At 48.2% G+C, this 24,508-nt stretch carries 27 protein-coding genes; 15 read left to right on the top strand and 12 right to left on the bottom strand.

The features are described 5' to 3' along the window. Positions 1 to 5: 5 nt before the first annotated feature. The 7 genes from AC1DRQ_RS07575 to AC1DRQ_RS07605 form a co-directional block, all read right to left on the bottom strand. Positions 6 to 404: a hypothetical protein gene (locus tag AC1DRQ_RS07575; RefSeq protein ID WP_477423339.1), complete on the bottom strand. Its 399-nt coding sequence runs from the start codon at positions 402 to 404 to the stop codon at positions 6 to 8. A gap of 29 nt (positions 405 to 433) precedes the next feature. Continuing rightward, positions 434 to 2,827, bottom strand: coding sequence for an ABC transporter permease (locus AC1DRQ_RS07580; protein ID WP_477423341.1), 2,394 nt, complete (start codon positions 2,825 to 2,827; stop codon positions 434 to 436). Positions 2,828 to 2,922: 95 nt separating this feature from the next. Beyond that, positions 2,923 to 4,056 carry a M56 family metallopeptidase gene (locus AC1DRQ_RS07585; RefSeq protein ID WP_477423343.1) on the bottom strand — a complete coding sequence of 378 codons (1,134 nt, stop codon included), beginning with the start codon at positions 4,054 to 4,056 and terminating at the stop codon, positions 2,923 to 2,925. Beyond that, the gene (locus AC1DRQ_RS07590) at positions 4,057 to 4,473 is read right to left on the bottom strand and encodes a BlaI/MecI/CopY family transcriptional regulator (protein ID WP_477423345.1); all 417 of its coding nucleotides are present in this window, start codon (positions 4,471 to 4,473) and stop codon (positions 4,057 to 4,059) included. Positions 4,474 to 4,545: 72 nt separating this feature from the next. Continuing rightward, a complete protein-coding gene (locus AC1DRQ_RS07595; RefSeq protein WP_477423346.1) occupies positions 4,546 to 4,806 on the bottom strand; it encodes an alpha/beta fold hydrolase in 261 nt (86 codons plus the stop codon). A gap of 166 nt (positions 4,807 to 4,972) precedes the next feature. Continuing rightward, complete coding sequence (locus tag AC1DRQ_RS07600; RefSeq protein WP_477423348.1) at positions 4,973 to 5,224, bottom strand: alpha/beta fold hydrolase; 252 nt, start codon at positions 5,222 to 5,224, stop codon at positions 4,973 to 4,975. A gap of 110 nt (positions 5,225 to 5,334) precedes the next feature. Then, complete coding sequence (locus AC1DRQ_RS07605; RefSeq protein WP_477423350.1) at positions 5,335 to 6,297, bottom strand: GlxA family transcriptional regulator; 963 nt, start codon at positions 6,295 to 6,297, stop codon at positions 5,335 to 5,337. A gap of 94 nt (positions 6,298 to 6,391) precedes the next feature. Between AC1DRQ_RS07605 and AC1DRQ_RS07610 the strand changes: the two genes are divergently transcribed. The 3 genes from AC1DRQ_RS07610 to AC1DRQ_RS07620 all read left to right on the top strand — a co-directional run bounded on the left by AC1DRQ_RS07610 (position 6,392) and on the right by AC1DRQ_RS07620 (position 8,378). After that, complete coding sequence (locus AC1DRQ_RS07610) at positions 6,392 to 7,135, top strand: isocitrate lyase/PEP mutase family protein (protein ID WP_429393673.1); 744 nt, start codon at positions 6,392 to 6,394, stop codon at positions 7,133 to 7,135. A gap of 34 nt (positions 7,136 to 7,169) precedes the next feature. Then, on the top strand, positions 7,170 to 7,742 hold the full coding sequence (locus tag AC1DRQ_RS07615) for a DinB family protein (RefSeq protein WP_477423351.1): 573 nt from the start codon (positions 7,170 to 7,172) through the stop codon (positions 7,740 to 7,742). A gap of 423 nt (positions 7,743 to 8,165) precedes the next feature. Continuing rightward, positions 8,166 to 8,378, top strand: coding sequence for a hypothetical protein (locus tag AC1DRQ_RS07620; RefSeq protein ID WP_477423353.1), 213 nt, complete (start codon positions 8,166 to 8,168; stop codon positions 8,376 to 8,378). A gap of 305 nt (positions 8,379 to 8,683) precedes the next feature. On the opposite strand, the gene AC1DRQ_RS07625 is transcribed toward AC1DRQ_RS07620, so the two are convergent. Further along, on the bottom strand, positions 8,684 to 9,337 hold the full coding sequence (locus tag AC1DRQ_RS07625; RefSeq protein WP_477423355.1) for a hydrolase: 654 nt from the start codon (positions 9,335 to 9,337) through the stop codon (positions 8,684 to 8,686). A gap of 442 nt (positions 9,338 to 9,779) precedes the next feature. Between AC1DRQ_RS07625 and AC1DRQ_RS07630 the strand changes: the two genes are divergently transcribed. The 4 genes from AC1DRQ_RS07630 (at position 9,780) to AC1DRQ_RS07645 (ending at position 11,503) form a co-directional block, all read left to right on the top strand. Next, a complete protein-coding gene (locus AC1DRQ_RS07630) occupies positions 9,780 to 10,364 on the top strand; it encodes a Crp/Fnr family transcriptional regulator (RefSeq protein WP_477423357.1) in 585 nt (194 codons plus the stop codon). A gap of 194 nt (positions 10,365 to 10,558) precedes the next feature. Then, positions 10,559 to 10,792 (top strand): (4Fe-4S)-binding protein, encoded by a 234-nt coding sequence (locus tag AC1DRQ_RS07635; protein WP_477423359.1) that lies wholly within the window; start codon positions 10,559 to 10,561, stop codon positions 10,790 to 10,792. A 60-nt stretch (positions 10,793 to 10,852) separates the two neighbouring features. After that, the gene (locus AC1DRQ_RS07640) at positions 10,853 to 11,119 is read left to right on the top strand and encodes a hypothetical protein (RefSeq protein ID WP_477423361.1); all 267 of its coding nucleotides are present in this window, start codon (positions 10,853 to 10,855) and stop codon (positions 11,117 to 11,119) included. A 189-nt stretch (positions 11,120 to 11,308) separates the two neighbouring features. Beyond that, positions 11,309 to 11,503, top strand: a complete 195-nt coding sequence (locus AC1DRQ_RS07645; RefSeq protein WP_477423363.1) for an alpha/beta fold hydrolase — start codon at positions 11,309 to 11,311, stop codon at positions 11,501 to 11,503. A 424-nt stretch (positions 11,504 to 11,927) separates the two neighbouring features. On the opposite strand, the gene AC1DRQ_RS07650 is transcribed toward AC1DRQ_RS07645, so the two are convergent. Beyond that, the gene (locus AC1DRQ_RS07650) at positions 11,928 to 12,671 is read right to left on the bottom strand and encodes an SDR family NAD(P)-dependent oxidoreductase (protein WP_477423365.1); all 744 of its coding nucleotides are present in this window, start codon (positions 12,669 to 12,671) and stop codon (positions 11,928 to 11,930) included. A gap of 103 nt (positions 12,672 to 12,774) precedes the next feature. Here AC1DRQ_RS07650 and AC1DRQ_RS07655 point away from each other — a divergent pair, with 103 nt between their 5' ends. Then, positions 12,775 to 13,158, top strand: coding sequence for a winged helix-turn-helix transcriptional regulator (locus AC1DRQ_RS07655; RefSeq protein WP_477423366.1), 384 nt, complete (start codon positions 12,775 to 12,777; stop codon positions 13,156 to 13,158). 158 nt (positions 13,159 to 13,316) lie between these two features. On the opposite strand, the gene AC1DRQ_RS07660 is transcribed toward AC1DRQ_RS07655, so the two are convergent. Next, complete coding sequence (locus AC1DRQ_RS07660; RefSeq protein WP_477423367.1) at positions 13,317 to 13,514, bottom strand: hypothetical protein; 198 nt, start codon at positions 13,512 to 13,514, stop codon at positions 13,317 to 13,319. A gap of 113 nt (positions 13,515 to 13,627) precedes the next feature. Between AC1DRQ_RS07660 and AC1DRQ_RS07665 the strand changes: the two genes are divergently transcribed. After that, positions 13,628 to 17,098, top strand: a complete 3,471-nt coding sequence (locus AC1DRQ_RS07665; RefSeq protein ID WP_477423368.1) for an ABC transporter permease — start codon at positions 13,628 to 13,630, stop codon at positions 17,096 to 17,098. Between the two features lie 557 nt (positions 17,099 to 17,655). Here AC1DRQ_RS07665 and AC1DRQ_RS07670 read toward each other — a convergent pair. Next, complete coding sequence (locus AC1DRQ_RS07670; RefSeq protein WP_477423370.1) at positions 17,656 to 18,888, bottom strand: phospholipase D-like domain-containing protein; 1,233 nt, start codon at positions 18,886 to 18,888, stop codon at positions 17,656 to 17,658. Positions 18,889 to 19,172: 284 nt separating this feature from the next. Between AC1DRQ_RS07670 and AC1DRQ_RS07675 the strand changes: the two genes are divergently transcribed. The 4 genes from AC1DRQ_RS07675 to AC1DRQ_RS07690 all read left to right on the top strand — a co-directional run bounded on the left by AC1DRQ_RS07675 (position 19,173) and on the right by AC1DRQ_RS07690 (position 21,848). Continuing rightward, complete coding sequence (locus AC1DRQ_RS07675) at positions 19,173 to 19,427, top strand: hypothetical protein (protein ID WP_477423371.1); 255 nt, start codon at positions 19,173 to 19,175, stop codon at positions 19,425 to 19,427. Positions 19,428 to 19,456: 29 nt separating this feature from the next. Next, positions 19,457 to 20,314, top strand: a complete 858-nt coding sequence (locus AC1DRQ_RS07680) for a helix-turn-helix domain-containing protein (RefSeq protein ID WP_477423372.1) — start codon at positions 19,457 to 19,459, stop codon at positions 20,312 to 20,314. Between the two features lie 76 nt (positions 20,315 to 20,390). Then, positions 20,391 to 21,089 carry an SIP domain-containing protein gene (locus tag AC1DRQ_RS07685; protein WP_477423374.1) on the top strand — a complete coding sequence of 233 codons (699 nt, stop codon included), beginning with the start codon at positions 20,391 to 20,393 and terminating at the stop codon, positions 21,087 to 21,089. A gap of 150 nt (positions 21,090 to 21,239) precedes the next feature. Then, entirely contained in the window at positions 21,240 to 21,848 is a 609-nt protein-coding gene (locus tag AC1DRQ_RS07690; RefSeq protein ID WP_477423376.1) for an FMN-dependent NADH-azoreductase, read from the top strand. A gap of 127 nt (positions 21,849 to 21,975) precedes the next feature. Here the strand turns inward: AC1DRQ_RS07690 and AC1DRQ_RS07695 are convergent, their stop codons facing one another. Further along, entirely contained in the window at positions 21,976 to 22,188 is a 213-nt protein-coding gene (locus AC1DRQ_RS07695) for an FAD-dependent monooxygenase (protein ID WP_477423377.1), read from the bottom strand. A gap of 637 nt (positions 22,189 to 22,825) precedes the next feature. Here AC1DRQ_RS07695 and AC1DRQ_RS07700 point away from each other — a divergent pair. Then, on the top strand, positions 22,826 to 23,728 hold the full coding sequence (locus AC1DRQ_RS07700) for a helix-turn-helix domain-containing protein (RefSeq protein ID WP_477423379.1): 903 nt from the start codon (positions 22,826 to 22,828) through the stop codon (positions 23,726 to 23,728). Positions 23,729 to 23,740: 12 nt separating this feature from the next. Next, positions 23,741 to 24,508 (top strand): ABC transporter ATP-binding protein, encoded by a 768-nt coding sequence (locus tag AC1DRQ_RS07705; RefSeq protein WP_477423381.1) that lies wholly within the window; start codon positions 23,741 to 23,743, stop codon positions 24,506 to 24,508.

The following is a 24,508-nucleotide window of genomic DNA, read 5'->3' on the forward strand; positions in this document are numbered from 1 at the left end:
TCAGCCTATTTTTGTGCCAATGACTTCCCGTTTTTTTTCGATTTAATATATTGCGCAAACCCTCCCGGCGACAGAATACTCTTCAGCGTTTGATCAAACTCCGCCTGGTTAGCTACCAGGGCAGCTTTCTTTTCGCTTTCAGAACCTTGCCCCATGCGGATCTCGTCTACCGGTTTGGTATTTCCCAGGTAGGCGTTAAATACTTTTTTGGTAACCGCGCCATCCAGTCCTAAGGATTTTTGCAGGCTTTCCGAAAAATTTTTGGCGCGCAGGAGCACATCTTTAGGCATCTGCCATTCGTCGCCGATTTTAACTGGTTTTGTAGCCTGGTCGCCGGTTTGGGCCGTGGCTTTCATGCTGATCAGTGCCAGCATGATCAAACTGCATAAGATTACTTTTTTCATGATCTGTTGTTTTTAATAGTAAGCATTGATTATTCGTTTCGAAGTGATTTGACCGGATTGGCCAGCGCCGCCCGGATGGCTTGGTAACTCACTGTTAGCATGGCTATGACAAATGTAATGATGCCCGCAATCACGAAGCGCCACCATGACAACTCTACCCGGTAAGCGAAGCTCTGCAGCCAGCGATGCATGACCAGCCAGCCAGCCGGAATCGCGATCACAAAAGCGACCAGCACCAGCCGCGCAAAATCCATACTGAGCATACCGGCGAGTTCCGTTACCGATGCGCCCAGTACTTTTCGAACACCGATCTCCTTTTCGCGCCGTTTGGCCGACAGCATGGCCAAGCCAAATAAACCGATGCCGGAAATGAAAATGGTGATGACGGCGCCGAACGTGATGATCCGCTTCCACTTGCTTTCCGCTTCATAACTACGCAGGTTGGTGTCTTCCCGGAATTCATACGGGAAGGGATGATCTGGGCTTAGCCGGTGCCAGGTTTTTTCCAGGGAAAGCAAAGTGGCGGCCGTATGCTCCGGTCTGATGCGCACGATCATTTGCCCCAGCGGCATCGAAGATTCACCGGTAAAGATTAGCGGCTTTATCTTTTCTTTCAGCGATTCGTTATAATAATCTTTTACCATGCCGACAACGGTTACCTTCCGGTTGCCCCAGGCGGGAAAATTCATGTAGTCGATGGTTTTGCCTATTGGATTCTTCCAGCCGAGCCGGCCGGCCAGCGTTTGATTGATCAGCACAGCATTCGTGGAATCGGACGGGAATTCCGGGGAGAAATTACGGCCGGCGGCCATTTTGACCCCTAATGCCGGTAAATACGCCACATCGATGCGTTCATAAGTCGCGGTAAATTCCTTATTCCCAGCCTGCGTCTTACCGCCAAAATGCCCGACGTTCTTATAACCCGCAGCGAGCACGCCGGGTATTTTGGGAAATTCGTTTTGGTAAAGATCCATCACCGCTTTACTCCGGATTCCCTGTCCCACCGTGAAGCTAAGCAGGTCCTTATCCGGGTAGCCAACGGAGGTCTGGGTCAGCAAGTCAAACTGGGCGTAAATAAACAGGGTAGAAATGACCAGGAAGGTGGCCAGCGCAAACTGGATAACAACCAGGCTTTTCGCCAGTGTATTTTTACCGCCTAAACCCGCTTTGCCCGCAAGTGCATCGGAAGGATTGAAACCGGATAAGACCAGCGCCGGGTAAAAGCCGGCGGCAAAGCTCGTCAACAGGAACAGTCCAATAAAGCCCGCGATTAGTTTCCAGTCTAACAGGTAGAAAAAGCTCAGTTGCTTATTCGCCAGCTCATTGAAAAGCGGCAGTAACAGCGCCGCCAAAACCACCGATAGGATAAAGGCGATCAGGCAGATGCCGGCCGATTCGCTTAAGAATTGCAGCGTCAGCTGGCTGCGCTTGCTGCCAATCACTTTGCGGATGCCGATCTCTTTGCTTCTTCTTAGCGATTGCGCCACGGTTAGGTTGACAAAATTGATGCAGGCGATCAGCAGGATAAACACCGCGATGCCGCTCAGGATATAAGAATAGATGGGATCGCTGACCCCCGGCGTTCCTTCGTAATCCGTGTTGAGGTGCATGGCCGTCAATGGCTGCAACCCCCAGCTGAAATGGTTGCCGTAACCCGCCAGATTATTCAAATCGATCTCGTCTTTGGCCCGGGTACGGTATACCTGGTCCATTTTACGGGCGATGTTTTGGGGGTTGGCGCCCGGCGAAAGCAAAAAATAAGTAGGAAAGGATACCCACATCCAGCCGTTATCCGGACTGGCTTTTTCGAAATAGGAAAACGGCAGGACGATATTAAACCGGATACTGGAATTCTGCGGTGCTTTTTTTGCAACACCGGTAACCGTAAAAGGCTGGAATTTTCCGTTGATCTCCAGCTGCAGGGTTTTGCCCATCGCGGCAGGCACGCTGCCGAAATATTTAATTGCGCTTTGTTCGCTCAATACCATGGCGTGCTGATCTGACAAAACTGTGGCGGGGTTTCCCGAGCGCAGCTGGAAAGAAAAAACGCTGAAGAAATTGGCATCCGCCCAGGTGACCTGCTCATTAAAGACATCGTTCCCGTTTTTGATCACGATATCCTTGGGGTTGACGCGGGTATAAGCCCGTATCTCCGGGATCTCCTGTTGAAAGGCCGGCCCCTGCACCAGCGCGGCAATGGAGAATTTTTTCACACTGCCGTCCTGTTCACTGCGCAGGCAGGTGAGCTGGTAGAGATGGCCCTGCTGTACATGGAAGCGGTCAAAGCTGAGCTCATCTTTGATATATAATAAAATCAGGGTGCAGCAGGCCAGGCCGATGCTGAGGCCTGCAATATTGATCACCGAAAAAGCGATGTTTTTCCGGAGGTTCCGGGCGGCAATTTGAAAATAATTCCTGAACATGCGATTGATTTTTATAAATGTTGCTGCAATAACCGGCCAGGGACACTGGCTGGTGTGCAAAAAATGGTTAAGAAATAAGGTAGTTGTGCCCTGGCTTAAGGACCGGCTTGCCTGTGACGCGTTCGCTCGGCGGCTTCCGCCTTCTTCTTCGCTTCCAGGCTGTTGCTGTTAGAGCCGCTGACCACCGGGACGGGTGTTTTGAGCAAGGAACGGACGGTATTTCGGGGGCTGGCAGCAATGAAGACTATACTCAATACCAGGATAAACCCAAGAACGGTCAGCTCCAGCTTGCCCAGTGAACGGTTCTTCCCGGCTAATATCCGTTCCAGGCGGTCCAGCATATTGCCCCTTGTACCGGTCAAGGCGATAGCATGCAGCGGCAAATTATTCCGGTATTCCTCGAAACGAACCAGCGCACGCATATAACCGACCTCGTTGTGGGTATGGGCTATGACCACATCGTCGCAGCAGTTTTCTCTTTCCGTACGGATCAGCCAGGAGAGCCAAAGCACCGCCGGGTTAAAAAAGAAAAGTGTTTCCAAAACGGTTTGCAGGATATTGACGATATAATCTTTCCGGTGGATGTGCGCCAGCTCATGCAGCAGGATAGCTTCCACATGCTCCGGTTCCAGCGAATTAATCAAACCTACCGGAACCAGCACCACCGGTTTCAGATAGCCGATTACCAGCGGTACTTTAATAATGGCCGACTCCAGCAGAGAAACGGTCTGCCTAATCCCCAGGACCCGGCACAGGCGGTCCGTTTTTTCCTGCCAGTGTCGTCCGGCAGGTTTTACCCTCACCCTTTTTAGTCGTTCCAGGGTGTATAGACCAAAGAGCAACCTGGCATTTTGCAGGCCGACCAGCAGCAGCCAGACGCCAGATACTACGCCCGCATGCTCATGGGTAGTTTTCAGCAGGTCGTTAAATCGTGCTACCAATACAGCAATGAAATCAGGCTCATCATTAGGCTTTAAGCCTAATTCCAAACCTTTGCCACTGTTATTGTTCAACTCCAAAACCAGTGTGAGGCCGGCTGCGGCCGTATACAGCAGCAGTGCCGCAGCCAGCAATTGATAACGCAGTGCAGCTTTAGATTTCCTGGTCAGCAGGATCACCAGGCCGGTCAGTATGGCCAGCAACAAACCTTCCCAAAGGGAATGTATCAGCGTCCGGCACAAGGCCTGTGCAATACTTTGCGGTAAGATATGCTGGACGAACTGCTCCATTTATTTTTTCTTATTATCAACTTTTTTTTCCAATTCGTCCAGTAGCGCTTTCATTTTCTGCAGGTCTTCTTTAGATGTTTTCTTATTCCCGGCCAGTTGCATCAGCAGGTTAGCCGGCGAACCCTTATATAAGGTATCCAGGAATTTATCCAGTAAATGTTCCTTTGTTTGCTGCTCATCTTCCACCGCATGATATATATGCTGCATCTTGCTTTCATCCCTTTTCAGGATACCTTTATCCACCATCAGCTGCATAAGCTTGAGCGTTGCCGTATAGTTCAGCTCCCGGATTTTATTGATCTCCTGCATCACAAAACGCACGGGTGAAGGACCGTGCTCCCATAATACCTGCAGGATCTGGAGTTCAGACTTGGTCGGTTCTATTTTCTTATTTTCACCCGGTTCGTTCACTTTCATAATACAAACCTACAAATAATTTTGTACCTACAAAATTATTTGTAGGTTATTTGAAAATAATTTTATACCCAGTTACACCCGCGCAATTCCCGGTAAAAGCCTGGACACGAATTCTTTCAGGTCAGTGGCGAAAAGCTCCGGTTGCTCCAGGGCGGCAAAATGGCCGCCACGCGGCATATCTTTCCAGTAGCGGATGTTAAAGCCCCGCTCCACGTATTTCCTGGCGGGAAAACTGGTCGGGTAGGGGTAATGCGCGATCCCGGTGGGCGTCCGGACGAAGTCAGCCGGGCCGAAGTCCGGCGGTTCCCTGGTGGTCTCCCGGTATAACTGCATCGAGGAATAGATAGTCCCAGTTACCCAGTACAGGGTGACATTGGGGAGCAACTCATCCCGGCTGAAAAGCTCCTCCGGGTTCAGTCCCGGATTGGAAAAACTTTTGAAGATTTGCAGTATCCAGGCACATAAGCCGACCGGCGAATCATCAATCCGTAAGAAAGCGTTAATGGTTAAGTTGCCTGTATTGCGCGTAAGTGCCTTCCGCCAGGAAAAACTGTCCGATTTTTCGTTGCGTTTCTATTTCGTCGCCCGTCAGCTTTTCGCCATCGGGAAGATAGGGCCGGTAATTGAACGGGATATAATTCAAATGCAGGCCGATCAAACTATCTGGGTAATTCAAAGCGATACGCATGGAAACGATCGCACCGAAGTCGCCGCCCTGTGCGACAAACCGCGGGTAGCCCAGCCAGTTCATTAACTTTACCCAGAGCCCTCTTCAGGTCGGCCTGGCGCAGCCGCTTTAGTTCGTTTGTCTAATCGCAAACAGGCAACCGGTAACCGTCATTTTTGTGATGGCTAAAGTATTTAAGCGGCATCTTTATTATAGCGGTTACGGTATTCAAGCGGTGAGAGCCCGGTGATCTTCCGGAATACTTCCCGGAATGCTTTTTGATCAGAATAGCCGACTTCGTACATCACCTCATTGATGGATTTGCGGCTGTTTTCAAAAGCCTTTTTGGCCGCTTCGATCTTTACGCGCTGGGCGTATTCGGTTGGGGTATTGCCGGTCGCTTTGATAAAGCGGCGGTCAAAGTTTCGCCGGCCGATAGCCAGACTGGCGGCCAGGTCTTCGGTAGCGATCTTTTCATCGAGGCGGTGCTCAATATAGTCCTGCGCTTTTTTGATCAGCTCATCACTGTGTGCTTTTTGACCCTGGAAGATGATAAAATCCGACTGGTTGTGCCGGTCGATCTCTATCTGGAACACCTTGGCGCAATAGATCGCCGTTTCCCGGTCGTAATATTTCTCCACCAGATAAAGGACAAGGTTTAAAAAGGAATAGGCACCCCCGTTGGTGTAAATGCCCTGTTCATCCGTGATGAGTTTGTCGGTTTGCAGGTTGACCTTTGGGTAGCGTTTCCGGAAATCTTCTTCCGCCGACCAATGGGTCGAACAGCTTTTGCCATCCAGTAAACCTGCTTCCGCTAACAAAAAAGCGCCGGTACAGATGCTGGCCAGTGCTGCGCCTTCGCGGTATTGCTTGCTTATCCAGTCGACAAGTTCAGTGTTTACGGCCGTGCTTTGGTGATAGTTATGGTTGAGTGAAGGAATGATAACCAGGTCGGTTCTTTTGATCTCCGAGATTTGTTTATGCGGGCGCGCGCTGAACAGACCGCCATGAAAGTCCACCGTTTTGGAAACGCCGACCAGTTCGATCTTAAACACCTCCTTGCGGTAAGCATTGGCCCGGCTGAATATTTTATAGGCGCCGACAATACTGCTGAGGTTATTCTCTCCATCGGGCACCAGGATAGTCAAATGTTTCATAGACTAAAGATAAATGTATTTATTGTCCATATCAACCCGTCAAGATGTCTAAATTACACCCTATCAACGCTTGACAATTGCGGTAGCTTTGATCATGGATCATTACGAAACGTTTTACGAACTGCATCATCAGCCTGCGCCGTTCTTATTAGCGAACGCATGGAACGCTAAAAGTGCTAAACTGATTGAAGCTGGCGGCTTTCCTGCTGTCGCCACTTCAAGCGGCGCCATCGCTGATTCCCTTGGCTATGCCGATGGCGAACAGATTCCTTTTACAGAGTTGCTTTATGTCATTCAACGAATAAAATCTGCTATAAATATACCGCTGTCCGTAGACTTTGAAAGAGGTTACAGCCATGACCTGGCGGTTATCAACGACCATATCCAGCAACTGCTCGATACCGGAATTGCAGGGGTCAACATAGAAGATGCCGAAGGAGAGGCGGTTTATTTAAGGAAATTAGAAAGTATAAAAAATTACCTGGTGAAAACCGGTCAGCAGCTTTTTATTAATGCCCGCACCGATGCTTTTCTACAAAAACTGCCGGAACCTATGGAAACCGTTATCCGCAGGGCGAAACTTTACCAGGAGGCTGGCGCGGACGGGCTTTTTGTTACCGGCGTCGGCGATCCGTCGATAATAAAAACGATCACTTCAACGGTTTCCTTACCGGTTAATATCGTGGGTAATCCCAACCTCGCTTCGGTTGAAGCTTTGGGAAATGCCGGTGTGAAAAGGATCAGCACGGCGGTTCTGATTTACCGCTCGGCTTACCGGCACCTGGAGCAAACCCTTGCAGCCATCAACACATCTCAAACTTTAACCCCTTTATTTTAAAATGAAAAGTATCCTAATCTGCGCAATTTTAAGTTTGACAATATATCAGGGCCGGGCACAACAGCTTACACCGCAAAAACGCACAAAAGCGATTGAATTATTACAACAGACTGAAGCCGGTGTTTTTGCTGCCGCGAAAGGTTTAAGCGAAGCACAACTGAACTTTAGACCAGCGGCAGATAAATGGAGTGTGACCGAATGTATCAAACATATCGCCGCGGCCGAAAAGGAACTTTGGGCGATGGCGGAACCGGCGTTATCCCAACCGGCTAACCCCGAAAAAAGAGCGGAGCTAAAGTTCAGCGATGATGACCTGGTCAAGGCCGTGGAAGACCGTACTCATAAATCCAAAACCTTTACGGCGCTGGAACCGGCCAATTCACCTTACCAGACCGTGCCCGAAGCTTTGGCCGCCTTCAAAGCCGGCCGTGAGAAACTGATCACCCTGGTTAAAAATACAAAGGTCGACCTGCGCAACCATGTGGTGGTATTACCTGTGGGGACTTATGACAGCTATCAGTTTATCCTCCTGATAGCCGCGCACAGCAACCGGCACACCCAACAGATCGACGAAGTGAAAGCCAGTCCGGATTTTCCAAAGCGCTGATCTGCCGCCAATTCGGTGCCGGGACAACGAGCTCCGGGATCCCTGACAACATGTTGGCATTGTAGTCAGCTAAGCCTGCGAGGAGATGTGTTCAAAAAAGTGAAGGAAATATATGATAATTATTATAAGAACGAACCTCATGGCAAAGCTTTTCCAATCAACAAATGGAGTCACATTCCGGAAATGGAAAAGGTTTTGAGAAAAAGTCACTGGCATGGCGAAATTGATTTGAATAATCAGGAACTTTTAACTTATTATCTCAACGTAATAAGATATATATCAATTAAATAGAAATTTTTCAGGATATTTTGGCCTGTAAATTATAATGTCTGCCATCTTTGGTGTTAGACATAGCCCTGGCTCGAACTTCCTTGCTGTTTCCAAAATAAATTGGCTCCGGTCTATTCCCCCAAGGGCTTCGCTGTGACGCAATATCTTTTCAGCGACCGTTTCTGGCCCGCCAACGACAAGGACACCTTTTTCCGATACCAGATCATCGAACTGGCTTTTCGTAACAGGCGGCCAGCCGCGTTCGCGGCCTATTTTTGTCCAACACTGTTCAGTTCATTGCTGCTATACATTGCCGAGGCGAAACTGTCTATACCTATTTCCATATTATCTCTTTTGATCTTTTAATTAATGAATTCCGTGTCCGTTTTTTACCGTTGGATCTATACGGCCCTTTTATAAGGCTGATACTTTATTGATGGCTCAGGACAGGGTATTCGGCGGCGGTCCTCCCGCGGGTCTTGAATGGTTCGCGGGCAATGCCTCGTTATCCTTTGGCGGTAACAGGATCCGTTCCTGCATCCGGTCTTCTTTTGCCTGTTCGATCCTTTCCTTGCGGCTCGATACGAAATTCCACCAGATATCGTGGTGACAGGATAAACAAAAGCAACATCCTGAGATCGGTCAGGATGTTGACTTGTCAGAGGCTTCGGTTATTGTGCCGGTACTGGCGTATTCAATAACTGTTGTTCCCAAAGAAATGCTACACCGCTGGCGCCGCCATGTTCTACAAGAATATTAGCAAATCCAAGTCCCGTTTCTGTGCGGGCATGGTCACGCTGCCACTCAGAAACTACGGCTATCCAGTTGATCGGCGTAATACCATGTGCCTCCATACGACGTACGGCCATATCATGAGCTTCCACTGAAACCGCTCCGCAGGCATCTGTTACAACAAATACATCATAACCTTCCCCTGCAGCCTGGATCGCCGGCATAGCCACACAGATCTCCGTGTAGAGACCCGCTATGATCAGTTGCTTGTGGCCGGTTTTGGCTACTACATCGGTAACGTTCGGGTCCTGCCAGGTGTTGATAAAGGTACGGTTAATGGGCTTTTGCTCCGGGAATACATCCTGGATCTGTTTGAGGAGTAATCCTCCGCGTTCTTCGATAACTGTGGTAAGAATGGTTGGTACGTTGAATAATTTCGCCGCTTTAGAAAGTCCGGCGGCAGCATTGATGATCGCCTGCGGATCATGGCTGTTCAGGTTCGTGAACTGGAACGGCTGGTGATCGATTAGTACGACGATACTGTCTTCCGGACGAAGGAGGGCCTCAAGGCCTGTTTTTACATTTTTTGACATTGTTTGATAGTTGTATAATTAATAAATAATTGAAAAATTGCGATGCGCGTAAGAGACAATGGTTCGCAAACACTCTTGGTTGTTCCAAATGTCTTTCGTCCAACCCCCTTTCGGTTGGCAATTTGGAAGGGACAAAAGAAGGCGTGTAACGCAGATTACCAAAGAAAAGCCTGGAACAGATATCATGATAATTATTGTAGATGTTGATAAAGCAAATTTCAAGATCCTGACAGAACTGAAAGATGATGTTTGTAGCAAAATAACGTAGATAATTGTCTATGAAATCTTTAGAAAAACTTCGAAAGGCAGAGGTATTTAATTTGATATAAAACAAACTATCAGTTAGTTAAATCGGGCCTGTAGCTCGCCTGTTGGTAAGAATGTGCGTTTTATCTTATATTTGTACCACCATCAATAATATTAAAAAGACACGAGAGCTTATATGCACAATGCTTTTTTTCACTATTTGAAGAAATTCAGTTCAGATCCACTTTCAGACGAGGAAAAGGCATTAATCAAACGGACATTTATTCCACATAGATTAAGGAAGAGACAGTTTCTGTTACAGGCCGGGGACCAGTGTAAATATTTTGCATTTATCGTGAAAGGTGCTATGCGCATGTATTCGGTGGATGACAGGGGCATTGAACACATCGTACGGCTGGGAGTTGAAGACTGGTGGATGGGTGACCGCGAAAGTTTTGTGGATCTCACGCCAAGCCGGTACCATATCGATGCCTGGGAGCATTGCGAACTGCTTTATATTACCAAGGAAGGTGTTAATGAGTTGCAGGAAAAAGTACCTGCATATCGAGAAATGAGGCTTAAGCTCGACGAGCGCAATATAATGGCCAACAACCGTCGTCTTACCTCTGCTATAAGTTCTCTGGCAGATAAGCGTTATACCGATCTTGTAGAATGCTATCCTGAACTTATTGAACGTTTTCCGCAGCATATTATCGCATCCTATCTCGGCATCAATAAGGATACGCTAAGCCGTGTCAAACGTCAGCATAACCTGAAATAACTGCTTTTTTTCTTTTTTGTCAGATCAGAAAGTAGACTTTTATCTACTACTTTTTGCGATAAATATCATCTTTCTTTTTTAGCCCGGTTGCAGAGATTTGCGTGTCAACTTATATCAATTGTCACGGAAGGCGACACACGGTCGCTATCTGTGCCTTTTTATAAGTTTCAACATTGATCTATAAAAAGCACGCTATGGAAACACTCAAATATCCAAACGGAGAAATAACGATCCTCTGGAACCCGAAAGCATGTATTCATTCCGGCGTCTGTGTCAGGACACTGCCTCAGGTCTATGACCCTAAGGCCCGCCCCTGGATACGACCGCAAAATGCGACGACCAAGGAACTGATCGGTCAAGTCGCCCAATGCCCCTCCGGCGCATTGACCATTCAGAATGAAGTTGCCGAAAACGAAACTACAGCATAATGGAAAGCACAACAGTAGTTTTTAAAGGCCTTGCTTACGGCGAGGTGCAGCTTTTCACAGATGAGACCAAAGCCGGAAAAGGCTTATGCCGAAAAGCTTAAACATGAGATAGAGGGGCACCAGCAATACCTGAACTCGGTTGAGGTATGCACTAACAGGGCCTCTGAACGGGAAGAATTCCAGCAGGTTATGGCCGATATCCATGACCATCAGCGCAAAGAATTATTCAAAATGAAGAACGAAAGAACGTTCACGGACGAAGCGATACGAAAAGCGGAACATTTGCTGGACATTAATGATCTGCGCGTATCGGAAAGTACGATGTGATTCACCCTAATCAATTTAAAACTTAACCCTATATCTGAAATTTATGAAAGATCAAGCTAACACAAACAACAAAACTTTGGCAGCAGGAAAAGAATTCATTACTGTGGCGGAGAATGTGAACCTGTATGTGACCGACATCGGGGTGGCAAACCACTTGTTTTGATCCATAGCTTGCCGCTGAACAACGCCATGGATGACTACCAGTACCAGTATTTTGTGGAGCGCGGCATCCGTGTGATCGGCATCACGCTGCGTGGCTTCGACAGGTCCGATAAACCTTATGGTAGCTACAATTACGAGGTTTTTGCTGCGGACATCAAAGCGGTGCTCGACGAACTGGAGACCAGGGGTGCCGTCTTGGCAGCTTCTCTATGGGCGGGGTGATATCCGTGTATTATACATTGACATCAATTCAAAATCATTAAATCCTAATTATTCCCGGCCCGCAAAACAGCATTACCCCTTGCATATTTATTCAGGATAAGTTCAGTCATTGGCTTCAGCCTTCTTTTTGTATTAACCGGGTGAAATCCATCTGTCGTATAAAACTCCACCGCACCGATCTTTCTTTTGAAGATGACGGTAACCAGCAAAAGATCAGTGGGGGAGAGGCGCTGATCGCAGCGGCCAGGCAAGTGCAGCCTGGCCTGAAAGTCCTGGTGTTTTCCGCAGAACAGCGGTTACAATGATGCCATCAGCCATGCGGTTTCCATCGACGTGGGTAACGGGTTCAGTAACTAACAAAAAGCCGTCTCATCAGTTAGTTTGAGGCGGCTTTTTGTTGTTTGAGATCAGTCAGTTTTGCTGATCAGGCGTTCATCCCTCCATCGATGGTTACCCATGATCCGGTGATCTGCCGGCCTTCCTGACTGGCGAGAAATGCGACCAGACCGGCAATATCCTCAACTGTGCCATAATTGGCAAGTGCCATCCGGCTGCGCGCAAAGTCAGCGAAAGGGGTATCAGCCGGGTTCATATCCGTGTCCGTCGGGCCGGGTTGTACTAGTGTTACCGCGATCCCCTTCGGACCCAGGTCGCGGGCGAGTCCGCGCGTAAAGCCTTGCAGCGCTGATTTGCTCATGGTATATAAGGTGGTTTGCGGCCCGATGGCATTGTCACCCATATTGCTGCCGATCGTGATGATGCGTCCGCCTGGCTGGAGGTGTTTCACGGCTTCCAACGCGGCTACGTATACCGCCTTTACATTCACCGACATCACCTGGTCATATTCTTCGATCGTGTGCTCCTGAAAATCTTTACCAATGTAGATCCCGGCATTGTTCACCAGAATATCAAGGCCACCGAACCCGGTGACGGTTTTGTTCACGGCGCCTATAATATCAGCTGCCTGGGCGCTGTCAGCTGCAATGGCGATAGCACGGCCGCCGCCGGCTGCGTTGACCTCTGCGGCTAAAGCCTCAGCTTTTTCGGCAGAGCGGGCATAGGTAAACGCTACGTTTGCGCCTTCGGCAGCTAAACGGCGTACGATCGCGGCACCGATGCCACGGCTGCCACCGGTTACCAGAGCTGTTTTATTTGCTAGTTTTTTCATCTTGATTTTTATTTGTGTTTCAGATTATCATACAAACCTACAGCCAGCTTTGTATCTTTGCAAGCAAGCAACAAATTGTTAGGTACTAACAAAAAAGTAAGCAATGAGAAAAGAGAATTCCACCAACGCTTTGAATGAAAAACACATCATTGATACCTGTGGCATGGCAGTAGCCTTACGCGTAATTGGTGGCAGATGGAAACCTGCCATTTTGTGCCGCCTGGTCTATGGGACAATGCGTTATAATGAACTAAAAAAGTCCATTGAAGGCATTTCCGAAAGGATGCTGGTCGCCCAGTTGCGTGAACTGGAGCAGGATGGCATCGTACGCCGGATTGTCTATGCAGAAGTACCACCACGGGTAGAATATGAAATTACCGAATTGGGCCATACGATGCAGCCCATGCTCAACGCGATGGCAGACTGGGGTAGCATGCACCGCGATCTGAACGAGCAGAAATTGACCGGCGCAGTGACAGAAGTTTAAGCACGCTCTCGTGCATAAAAACACCTCATGGTTATGGTAAGGCGTTTTTGCTTTGAATATTTAAGCTTTTTATAATAGTATAACTGAGCACCCTGTTGCTTCTGATATTATCACTAATAGCAGTTGCTTTTATTGAAAGTATTAGCCAATGGATTTTGTCATGTTCCATTTTCCCAATTCAAATTGCCGTTTGCATCATATAAAGCAGGCGCGTCCGGTGCTAAAGATTTTGATAAGCCTGCAAAATCTGTTTGTGGCAATGCATTGGTATCTTCAGAATAATCGGCGGTAAAAAGTGCATGGAATTTTTGATTCGGTGCGGTACACTTCTCACACAACAAGATTTTATAATCCAAAACCGCACATACCCATGTTCGTATCTGTTACAGTCGATTCAATCAAGATTATATATGTAACTGTTTATCAATTTTTTATAATTTTGGAACAATGATTGATTTGAGTAAACACCTTGAAATCGCATACCTTCCATATCAATCTTTATGACCTGGCTTTCCTGGGAACGATATCTGTCGGGCTCGCGTTCGGCCTGATGTTGTTACTTACCCCAAAGGGCAACAAGGCTGCAAACAGGATACTTGGCCTGATCCTTATGATTACCGTTAGTGAGATGATCCGGGCTTTGAACACTGATATTCGTCTGGAAGTACCGCAATTCTCGCTGGCCTTAGGCCCGCTCCTCTATTTTTATGTATGGAGCATAACAAAGCCAGACTATAAATTTCGTTCCCGCGACCTGTTGCATTTCTGCCCTTTGCTGGTAGAAGCCGGCGTTGGTATTTTCTATACGCCACGCTTTCCGGGACTGAACACGGTGTTCCCATCCCTGGTATTTATTTCGGTTTGCGGCTATTGGTATGCCGCTCACAAGCTGATCAAAGACTTTTCCCTGGCGTTGAAATTTAAAGGCGGCGACCGTTACCGGCTGAAATTGCGGTGGCTGAATAATTTGGTGACAGGTTTCGCCTTTTTATGGCTATGGTGGATAACGCTTTCTATCATCGCATGTTTATACCACAATAGTCAATCACACCTGTTATTTTACCCTTTATGGCTCCTTTTGGCAGCCCCGGCGATAGGAACGGCCGGAATGGTGATCTTAAAGCCCGAAATGAACTCGCCAGCAGATGAACCCTATTTTTTGAAACTACCATCTCCGGATGAATTTAAGCATAAAGCCAGCTGGCTTAAACAAATGGTGAAGAATGGTGCTTATTACAAAGACCCGGAACTCAGTTTGACCACACTGGCCGAAAAGCTTGGGCTGACGACCCACGAATTGTCCGCGATCATCAATACCGTGCTTAAAAAAAGCTTCAATGACTTTGTCAATGAGTACCGCGTAGCCGATGTAGCCCGCAAGATGCAGGACCCGGCTTTTGATCACCTCACCTTGCAGGGTATAGCTTATGATTCCGGTTTTAACTCGCCCAGCACTTTTCACCGCGCATTCAAACAGCTGACGGGGAAAACGCCTGCAGCATACAAAAAACAACTACCATCTTATAATTTGACATATGGTTACCGGCCCGCAGCGTTAATTTCGAACCGGATAAACCGCAATCATATGTTTAAGAATTATTTAAAGATCGCCTGGCGAAATACGACCAGGAACAAAGCCTCTTCGTTCATCAATATTGCCGGCCTTGCCGTTGGTATGGCTGTGGCTATGCTGATCGGTTTATGGATATGGGACGAAGTCTCCTACGATAAGTCCAATATGAATTATGACCGCATTGTACAGGTTTTAGCCAATGTCAATGCCGGAGGTGGCCAGTTCACGCAGTCCTCGCTGCCTTTGCCATTATCAGCGGAACTCCGGGATCAATACGGCAGCGACTTTAAGCAAGTGGCCTCGACCGTTACTACCGAGCAGAACATCAGCTATAACAACCATGCTTTTTCCAGGACCGGCTGTTATGCTGAACCTGCCATGACAGATATTATCACCCTGAATATGATCAGAGGATCGGAAACGTCCTTTAAAACACCCGGAACAGTATTGATCAACGAATCAATGGCCCGGGCCATATTTGGCGGGGCCGACCCGATCAATAAAACGATCAAGCTTAACGATGCTTACCTGGTGCAGGTAACCGGGGTATACCGGGACCTGCCCCAGAATACGCAGTTCAGCAACGTGAATTTTATAGCACCTGTAGGTCTGCTGTATCAAAATGGCGGAGATATGCATAACTGGTATGACAGTTCATTCCAGGTATATGCCTTGCTAAATCAGGGTAGCGACCTGCACCAGGTTTCAAGTAAAATTCAAAATATCCTGTATGCGCATTCGAAAGATGCCGCCAGGCCCGCCCTCTTCCTATTCCCGATGCGCGAATGGCACCTATATGAATTCAAAAACGGCGTTGCCATTGCAGGGCGGCTACAGTTCGTATGGCTTTTCGGCATCATCGGCCTGTTCGTGCTTTTGCTGGCCTGCATCAACTTTATGAACCTGAGCACGGCCCGGAGTGAAAAACGCGCCAAAGAAGTGGGGATACGCAAAGCTATCGGCTCATTGCGCGGTCAGTTGGTTGCCCAATTCCTCAGTGAATCCTTTTTGATCGTTGCTGTGTCATTCCTGATCGCTGTACTGCTGGCCTGGCTGGCTTTGCCGTTTTTTAACGATGTCTCGGGCAAGCAACTGCACCTGATCTGGACTGACCCGCTCGTCTGGCTGATATGCTTGTGTTTTTGCCTTTTCACCGCGCTGGTCGCAGGCAGTTACCCGGCGATCTATTTGTCATCCTTTAATGCGGTGAAAGTATTAAAGGGCACGTTCAAAGCAGGCCCTGCGGCTGCCATACCCCGTAAAATATTGGTGGTCATTCAATTCGCTGTTTCAGTTACCATAATCATCGGGACTATCGTAGTTTTCAAGCAAATTGAATTTGCAAAGGACAGGCCGGTTGGTTATACCCGGGACAACCTGTTATCTATCCCCTATAACGCTATAAAGGGATACAGCGCTTTCCGTGAGGAACTGTTAAGGACCGGCGCGGTATCCGGCGTATCGGCATCCTCCAATCCCGCAACCGGCGTCTGGTCATCGGCAGATAACCTGAGCTGGAAAGGTAAAGACCCTAACCGCCAGGAGGTATTCGGCACGGTGCTGGTCGACCCTGATTTCGGCAGCGTGGTGGGCTGGAAAATGAAAGAAGGCCGGAGTTTTTCCAGGCGGTTTCTGAGCGATTCATCAGGCTTTTTATTCAATGAAGCGGCCATCAAACAGATGGGATTGAAAGAACCATTGAACGAAACCATTAAATGGCACGGAAAAGACTGGAAAGTATTGGGTGTCGTCAAAGACATGGTGATGACCTCACCTTTTGACCCCATTACGCCAGTGGTGTTTTTAATGGATGCCCGGGAGCGGTCATTCAATGTGGTCAATTTAAAACTTAATTCCGGTATGCCTGCCTCCGGAGCATTAGCCAGGATCGAAGCGGTCTTTAAAAAATTCGCACCGGATGCTCCGTTTAATTACAAGTTCGCGGATAGTGAATATGCGCAAAAGTTCATAGCGGAAGAACGTACCGGAAAGCTGGCCTCCGTGTTCGCCGTACTCGCTATCTTCATATCCTGCCTTGGATTATTCGGTGTGGCATCTTTTGTAGCAGAACAGCGTATCAAAGAGATCGGGATACGAAAAGTGCTGGGTGCATCGGTGATGAGCATCTGGGGTTCATTGTCCAAGGATTTTGTTATCCTTGTGGGTATCGCATTGCTCATCGCCGTTCCTGTTTCCTGGTATTTCATGCACCAGTGGCTGCAGCATTATACCTATCGTACAGGACTGTCCTGGTGGGTATTTGCGCTGACAGGAGCAGGTGCTATCTTCATTACGCTACTCACCGTTAGTTATCACAGCATCAAGGCGGCATTGACCAACCCGGTGAAAAGCCTTCGATCGGAATGATGCTCCAAAGAACTTAGATACATGATCTGGGATTTAGTTGAACACGATGTGGTGCGTTCCGGGGGTGAGATACGGAACGCATTTATTTTACTTTAATCTTAAAAAAAGAAACCGTATTCCGGTAGGGACCAGGCTAATGCAAAATGAATGGATGTGGCCTTGGCCTAACCGATAAGCAACGTCTGCATAGGATATCCATATATCAATTGACCCGGCGTCAAGCCCCACCGCATATCATTAAGTTATTTCCAGCAATGAATACTGGCCGTTGATATCTTCATAACCTGATTACCCGACTTGATTTCCTCGTAAGCTTTAATAACAGGAAATAGTTAGAAATAGGTATCGCAAAATTGCTTTTGAGTAGTAAGACCCGTACTGACTATTTTTTCGTAAACTCTTCTTGTGTGAAAATTGTAAACTTACCTTATATGATTTACAGTAAATGTAATTATTCACAGGTCATCATACACTTTATTCATAGATAATCATCCTGATAGTTAGAAAAACTTGCGTTGGTATTTGTCTCTAAGTGGCTTTGATCAGCATGAAATGATTTAATGCTGCTCATAAGCAATGCCCTGCCATTGGTAATCATGGACGTCAGACCGGACGCGGTTTTCCTTCGCGATCCTGCGGAATAGTTGCAGCGCAGTCCTGTCATCCATATCTGAAGTATCCAGACCAAGGTGTTCCAGGAACAAGTTCGAACGAAAAGCCCTGACGGTAGCAGGATCGTAGAAGGCAGCATTCAGTTCACTGTTCCCGAATAGCGAGAAATGATGTAAATTACACGAACCGGCCGTACCCCACTCATCGTCAATCAGCATCACCTTAGCGTGTACATGGACCGGCTGACGCCTGCCGTCGGCTGACAGACCGGCGATGCCGGCTAATATAAAGTTGCCGAATTTCCGCAGCGGCCTGAGGGCATTGTTAGGTGCGGCAGGCATCAGTAATACGATGGTGACACCACGCTGAAGCGCCCGATGCAGGCTATCGATGATCTCCGGCACGTCCACGTGCTGGTTTTCCATATAGACCGTTCTGCCCGCGGCATTGATCGCCGCCACGTACTGCTCAAAATTAGCGCGCTCGCCGCCCGGCATTGTTCGTTGCAGCTGTATGGTCACCTGGCCGCATGCTCCCGGAACGCGATCAGGGAAGCTGAGGTCGGTTTCGCTTCCCTTTCCCCAGCAGCCGTCCCGTTCCAGGCGTTCACTCGCTCCATTCCAGCGTTGTACAAAATTGTGCTGAACGTCGATCACCGCAGGGCCCTGAATTTCAACGTAAACATCATGATTTTGCCCTGCACCCAAATGGCCGGGCATTACGACGGAATGCGGGTTAAGGTTGATACCGCCGACAAAGGCAGTTCCATCCACAAGCCAGCTTTTCTGGTGCTGGCAAAAGCCGGGCTGCGCACGGTCCCAGCGGATCTTGACACCGGACAGCCGTCCGTTCAACAACTCAAAATGTTCCGCTGCTCCCCAGAACGCGTTATCCCGTAGCCAGGATGTCTCGTCATCCGGCCGCCAGCAGATGAGCCGCACATCAACACCCCGGACGGCTGCCAGGTCTAAAACGTCAAAGACACTGCCGCGTCCATCCGGCATTTCAAAGCTGGCCCACAGAAAAGTGATCGTAACCCAGACACTGTTTTCGGCCGCTTCGATGGCTTCACATATCCGGCGGAATGCGGGTTCGCCGTCGATTAGTGGCAACAGCCGGTTGCCTTCACGAACAGGATAGGGGCCATTAGTGCTAAAAGGAATGGAATAGTTTTTCATGATCTACTGACAAGACCGCACAAAATAATAAATGCGTGATCAATAAGAAACAAAGTGTATGACCATATTTGAATAAAGTGTATAATGACCTGTGAATAATGACAGTAAATGTAAAAAAGCGACATCAAAAGATGTTATTTACAGCTGTCCGTTTGCGAAGATAATGTTAGACATTTAGCGAAAATGACGTTACATCAGAAGGTGTTTGGCTGGAGGAGTTTGGCTGGAGGCGACCACTTCGATGTCCTAGTTACTAAGTCACCCGTTATATCCATATCGGCGAAATGGCAGGATCGACGATACAATTGCCGGGAGCGGTATTACAGAGCACCGGTCTGGAACTTTACGGCTCGGGCGGTGGTAGTATGAGTAAGGATGGGATGGCCTCCCTTTTTACGGAAATAGTTCCGGCAATATTCCGGCTGGCGGTTGAAGGTAAACTGATTATCGATACCGAGGTAGTACCCTTATCGGCTATTGCAACGGCCTGGGAACGGGCAGGCGGTGATGGCAAAAGGATGGTTGTGCAATGCAGCTGAGCAGGTAAACGCAAATTGACTACTTTTGGATGATGAAGGACATTCCGGTACATTTATTACAGGACAGAACCAGCCTGGGGTTACAGCTCCAGTACTTTAAAAAAGGTGATCCGTCGGCCGATAAAGCCGAAACGCTGGGCGCTCACCGGGATGACCATTATATCTTTTTTGTGCTGGAGAACGGTTCTGGTTCACTGATGATCGATTTCCATGAGATCGTGTTATCAGGAAGTATGCTCTATTATATCCTGCCCACGCAGGTACATCACCGTATCCGCAACGAGGCAGCCGAAGGCTGGTTCATTGCGGTTGATACGGCGCTGATACCGCCGGAATGCCGCAAAGTTTTTGAAAGCAGGCTGCAGTTGCAGCAACCTTGTATGCTTACCGCAGACGAGCTGCAGCAATACCATCATCTATTGGCATTGCTACATAAAAAATGCGATGGGGACGATACCGACCCGTTTTATGTACCGGTGATCCATGCTTTACTGCAATCGTTCCTGGCCATAGCGGCAGGCTCTTACCATGGGCTTTCGGGTGCCAGTTTAAAAGTATCGCGGCCCGCAGAATTGACCAGCCGGTTCAAAAACCTGCTGGTGGCGGAAGTGCGGACGGTAAAAAGCCCGGCTGTCTATGCGGCCAAACTCAACGTGTCGGAATCGTACCTGAACGAAGCCCTTAAAAAAACAACAGGGTTCCCGGTGAGCTACTGGATACAGCAGGAAGTAATGATGGAGGCTAAACGCTTATTATATTATAGTCAGCTCAATGTAAAGGAGATCGCCCACACGCTGGGTTATGCCGATCATTCTTATTTTTCCCGTTTCTTTCGTAAAGTAACGGGTGGCTCTGCTATCGCTTTCCGGGAGCAATACCGCAAATAGTCCTATCATTACCCCGAAGTCGCTATTTTATCGCGCTTAAAAAGCGGGTTTCTTTGTACTGTTAAAAACAGACCACATGGAAACATCCATTTTACATCATATTAAGAAAAAGGCCGGCAGGTTCATTGAACCGCAACTACTGAAGACCGGCCGTGTCCTCGACGTGCGGCCCTGGGAGCCGGCGACCCTCATCGAGGTCGACCTGCACCTGCCCTTTGCCGATATGCAGGCCTGGAACGAAGTGCCTTATATCAAGCTGCGGGTAGCCGATCTTTGCTACCGGGATTACACTCCGTTTGGTTGGGACGCCGAAACGCATACTTGCAGCATTTTGGTGGATGTTGCCCACGAAGGGCCGGGAAGCAGGTGGGCCAGGGGATTGGAACGAAACGATACCATTCAGTACTTCAAGACCGACACGACCCGTCAGGCGCCCGACCCCACGCATTTGGTGGTGGGTTTGGGCGATGAGAGCAGCCTTGGTCACCTCCTGGCCCTGCAGCAAATGACCTTACTGAGCAGCCGTTTCTGCGCTGCGGTGCTGCTATCCGAAGTGAAACACCATGGTTTGCTGCGTGCCTATTTCGGTTCCGGCCTGCAGGCCGTCGGCAGCCGCGGAGCGTTGTCGGATTGGGTCGGGGCACAAGGCTATTGCGCGGAACATACCAGTTTTTACCTGGCGGGTAACGACACGCTGGTCAGTCAGCTGCGCACTTTACTGAAAACGCTGGGCTATTTACCCAGGCAGATCAGGGTTAAAGGTTTCTGGTCATGAGGGCAGGTTTCACCGCTTTAGCCTACCGGGATTTCCTGCCGTCTTGTTCGGCGGCGGGCTCAGCCTGGTGATCGTGGGGCTGACCTGCCTGAAAACCAAGAAGCTGCTGCCCCTGGAATTAACCGAAATAACCACCTTAAAAGATAACTTATGAAAAACATTCTGCACATTATTTCCAGCCCGCGCGGCGAAGCCTCCTTCAGTACCCGATTAGGCCGGGCCATTATTGAAAAACTACAAACAGCAACGCCCGATCGTACGGTAAAAGTACACGACCTCACCCAACTGCCCTTCGCGCATTTAGATCAGGCCCATCTGGATCCCTTCTTTAAGCGCCCGGAAAACCGGACCGCCGGACAGACCACCGACATCCGGCCATCGGAGGAAGCCATCAGCGAAATCATGGAGACCGATATTATCGTGATCAGCGTCCCGGTTTATAATTTCCATATCCATTCCACTTTAAAAGCCTGGATCGATCAAATTGTCCGCGGCGGCCGCACCATCCGGTTTGGCGAACACGGACCTGAAGGACTGGTCCATCATAAAAAAGTCTACCTGGCCATCAGTTCGAAAGGGGTTTACTCCGGGGGCGAAATGAAAGCTTTTGACTTTGTAGAGCCTTATTTAAGGCATATTCTGAAGTTTCTGGGGATGACCGACGTCACCGTACTCCGGGTAGAAGGGTCTTCGGTACCGGCAGCGCAGCAGGTAGCTTTGGAAAAGACGATGGCTAACTGGCGTATTCCGGCAAGCTGATGGAATTGGCTGCTTTCAGCGGCATTTCGATCATCATATTTTTCCAGGGCGTATACGGCAATAGCTTCCAGATCTGCTGGCTCATCCAAAGTTTGAACCGGGTTTGCGGCACAAACCATTCGGCTCCTTAGGCCAGCTTCTGGCAGGCGGAAACCAACGGGCGCATGGCTGTTTCGTATTTAGGAAAAGCGATGGCATGATTGCCATTTGCCTGTTTCAATTCCCCTGCCAAAATATAGGCCCCGATGACGACCATGCTGGTGCCCATGCCTGACATCGGGGAGGCACAAAAGGCCGCGTCACCCAGCAAGATGACCCTGCCTTTTGACCAGCGGTCCATCCGGATCTGGCTCACCGAATCGAAATAAAAGTCCGGCGCGGTGTCCCAGTGAACCGTAATACAGGCCGGCCATATCCTTTAAAACTTAAAGCAGCATGAGCCCAAGGGTAATACAAAATAAAATCTACTAAAGTCCCTTATTTTGAAAGAGCACATCAAAATTAAACAGCTATGGAAAGTAGATTATCTTTAGATTATAGCCTTTAAAGGCTAAGATGATGGAAACAAAAACAGAGAAGATCAATAGTAATCATCCGCCAGCAATTTTTCCTGGAAAAGAAATATTATTTACCGAACGGGGAATTTAATAGATTGTACGGTTACCAATCTACAATTGCTGTTAGCGGATAAAAACTGATAATAATTGATACCAAAGCTTGGTATGCTTCGGAAGTGAACGATGCCCTTAGCTCGCTGGGTGAAACGGGCATAATGTACACACAATGCTTTTTCGCCAAGGCGCTGTTACGTCGATCAATCGATCGTATTTGAATTCCGGCAAACACAACTATTGGTTATTCAATAACAAACAACTATAAGTAGCGTAAATACAACTAATCGTGTCCTCATTTTTAGGGTTTCTGGAAATGAGTCCGTATATCTTTGCTTGTCGAAAAAATAAATAAAAGATAGCACTATGTTAAATACTAAAATGATCGGCAATAAAATTGCTGAAGCGCGAAAGAAACTCAATATGTCTCAGGCGCAACTTGCCGGGTTTCTATTTATCAGCCCACAGGCCGTTGGGAAATGGGAACGGGGAGAATCAAGTCCGGACATTACTACATTTAACCGGCTTGCGGAAATTCTGGGTGTTGACCTGAACTATTTTTCAGAAAACTTCCCATCCGCGGATGATGAAGTTATATTGATTGAGCCTTTGACAAAACAATCAACGGAATTGCCATCCGGAGCGCAAAAGAAAAAGCTTAGCTGGGATATGTCACGTGAGAACCTCGTGGACACTGACTTTTCCGGGTTGAAAAACCTGCATGAAAAATTTATATACTCTAATATGCAGCGATGCCTGTTTGTCGGTGCAGATCTGTCGGGATTGCTGCTAAAAAGCAATCATGTGGAAAGCTGTGACTTCTCCAATTCTGATATCAGCAGCAGCCACTTTCAGAACTCCCACTTAGCCAAAAATATATTTAAGAACTGTTCATTGAAAGAAACTGAATTTTCAAGGAGCTATATCGAAGGCGGCGATTTCTCCGGCGTCGATTTTACCGGAATGGTGTTTAAATCCGGAGGCTTTGGGAATAATACAATTGCAAATGCGGTGTGGAATCGCAGCTCCTTTATTGATTCACAGCTGGCCGATATCGTTTTCGAAGGTACATTGGAGGACTGCTACTTTGAAAACTGCGTATTTACCCGGGTGACATTCCAAAATTCAACCCTTATTAACACTTTCTTTAAAAACAACAGGAGATTAAAACGGATCCAGTTTATGGACTGCAAAGCGGATAATTTGAGCTATGCTTTTTTGAAAAACGGAAAAGCGGATTTAACGGGTATCACATTGTTAACAGCATAAGGAGGTAAAAATATGTCACCAAATGAAATAGCCATTTCGGTAAAAGGATTAAAGAAATCCTATAAAAATGTCCCTGTGCTTACTGGAGTGGATTTTGAAGTAAAAACAGGCAGCATTTTCGCCCTGCTCGGCCCCAACGGCGCGGGCAAAACAACGATTGTGAAAATCCTCACCACACTGCTCAAACAGGACAGCGGGACCGCCGCCATAAACGGATTTGATGTTATATCAAAACCCGACCATGCACGAGCTTCGATCAGCCTGACCGGGCAGTTTGCCGCCGTAGACGAGATATTGACCGGGCGGGAAAACCTGATCATGATCGCCAGGCTGCGGCACCTCAAAAATCCGCGCCAGGTGGCGGATGATCTGCTGAACCGCTTTGGCCTGACCGGTGCCGCCGACCGCGGGGTTTCCACCTATTCGGGCGGTATGCGCCGCAGATTGGACATCGCCATGAGCCTTGTTGGAGAATCGCAGGTTATTTTTCTCGACGAGCCGACCACGGGACTTGACCCCGAGGCACGTCTGGAAGTTTGGAAGATCGTCAAAGAATTGGCCGGCAACGGCACAACGGTATTCCTGACCACGCAGTATTTGGACGAGGCTGAACAGCTGGCCGATCGGATCGCCATTTTACATGGGGGCAGGATTATCGTTAGCGGCACACTCGCGGAGTTAAAAAAGCTGTTCCCACCGGCAAAAGTGGAATACATTGAAAAACAGCCGACATTGGAAGAGATATTTCTTACAATTATTGGCAAAAAGGAGGAAAATTAA

The sequence above is a fragment of the Mucilaginibacter sp. P4_E8 genome (assembly GCF_056401495.1).

What these genes read in the sequence shown, in the direction of transcription:
- AC1DRQ_RS07575 (WP_477423339.1), bottom strand. Translation starts at nt 404, where the DNA reads ATGAAAAAAGTAATCTTATGCAGTTTGATCATGCTGGCACTGATCAGC.
- AC1DRQ_RS07580 (WP_477423341.1), bottom strand. Translation starts at nt 2,827, where the DNA reads ATGTTCAGGAATTATTTTCAAATTGCCGCCCGGAACCTCCGGAAAAAC.
- AC1DRQ_RS07585 (WP_477423343.1), bottom strand. Translation starts at nt 4,056, where the DNA reads ATGGAGCAGTTCGTCCAGCATATCTTACCGCAAAGTATTGCACAGGCC.
- AC1DRQ_RS07590 (WP_477423345.1), bottom strand. Translation starts at nt 4,473, where the DNA reads ATGAAAGTGAACGAACCGGGTGAAAATAAGAAAATAGAACCGACCAAG.
- AC1DRQ_RS07595 (WP_477423346.1), bottom strand. Translation starts at nt 4,806, where the DNA reads ATGCAGTTATACCGGGAGACCACCAGGGAACCGCCGGACTTCGGCCCG.
- AC1DRQ_RS07600 (WP_477423348.1), bottom strand. Translation starts at nt 5,224, where the DNA reads ATGAACTGGCTGGGCTACCCGCGGTTTGTCGCACAGGGCGGCGACTTC.
- AC1DRQ_RS07605 (WP_477423350.1), bottom strand. Translation starts at nt 6,297, where the DNA reads ATGAAACATTTGACTATCCTGGTGCCCGATGGAGAGAATAACCTCAGC.
- AC1DRQ_RS07610 (WP_429393673.1), top strand. Translation starts at nt 6,392, where the DNA reads ATGGATCATTACGAAACGTTTTACGAACTGCATCATCAGCCTGCGCCG.
- AC1DRQ_RS07625 (WP_477423355.1), bottom strand. Translation starts at nt 9,337, where the DNA reads ATGTCAAAAAATGTAAAAACAGGCCTTGAGGCCCTCCTTCGTCCGGAA.
- AC1DRQ_RS07630 (WP_477423357.1), top strand. Translation starts at nt 9,780, where the DNA reads ATGCACAATGCTTTTTTTCACTATTTGAAGAAATTCAGTTCAGATCCA.
- AC1DRQ_RS07635 (WP_477423359.1), top strand. Translation starts at nt 10,559, where the DNA reads ATGGAAACACTCAAATATCCAAACGGAGAAATAACGATCCTCTGGAAC.
- AC1DRQ_RS07640 (WP_477423361.1), top strand. Translation starts at nt 10,853, where the DNA reads ATGAGACCAAAGCCGGAAAAGGCTTATGCCGAAAAGCTTAAACATGAG.
- AC1DRQ_RS07645 (WP_477423363.1), top strand. Translation starts at nt 11,309, where the DNA reads ATGGATGACTACCAGTACCAGTATTTTGTGGAGCGCGGCATCCGTGTG.
- AC1DRQ_RS07650 (WP_477423365.1), bottom strand. Translation starts at nt 12,671, where the DNA reads ATGAAAAAACTAGCAAATAAAACAGCTCTGGTAACCGGTGGCAGCCGT.
- AC1DRQ_RS07655 (WP_477423366.1), top strand. Translation starts at nt 12,775, where the DNA reads ATGAGAAAAGAGAATTCCACCAACGCTTTGAATGAAAAACACATCATT.
- AC1DRQ_RS07670 (WP_477423370.1), bottom strand. Translation starts at nt 18,888, where the DNA reads ATGAAAAACTATTCCATTCCTTTTAGCACTAATGGCCCCTATCCTGTT.
- AC1DRQ_RS07675 (WP_477423371.1), top strand. Translation starts at nt 19,173, where the DNA reads ATGGCAGGATCGACGATACAATTGCCGGGAGCGGTATTACAGAGCACC.
- AC1DRQ_RS07680 (WP_477423372.1), top strand. Translation starts at nt 19,457, where the DNA reads ATGATGAAGGACATTCCGGTACATTTATTACAGGACAGAACCAGCCTG.
- AC1DRQ_RS07685 (WP_477423374.1), top strand. Translation starts at nt 20,391, where the DNA reads ATGGAAACATCCATTTTACATCATATTAAGAAAAAGGCCGGCAGGTTC.
- AC1DRQ_RS07690 (WP_477423376.1), top strand. Translation starts at nt 21,240, where the DNA reads ATGAAAAACATTCTGCACATTATTTCCAGCCCGCGCGGCGAAGCCTCC.
- AC1DRQ_RS07695 (WP_477423377.1), bottom strand. Translation starts at nt 22,188, where the DNA reads ATGGACCGCTGGTCAAAAGGCAGGGTCATCTTGCTGGGTGACGCGGCC.
- AC1DRQ_RS07700 (WP_477423379.1), top strand. Translation starts at nt 22,826, where the DNA reads ATGTTAAATACTAAAATGATCGGCAATAAAATTGCTGAAGCGCGAAAG.
- AC1DRQ_RS07705 (WP_477423381.1), top strand. Translation starts at nt 23,741, where the DNA reads ATGTCACCAAATGAAATAGCCATTTCGGTAAAAGGATTAAAGAAATCC.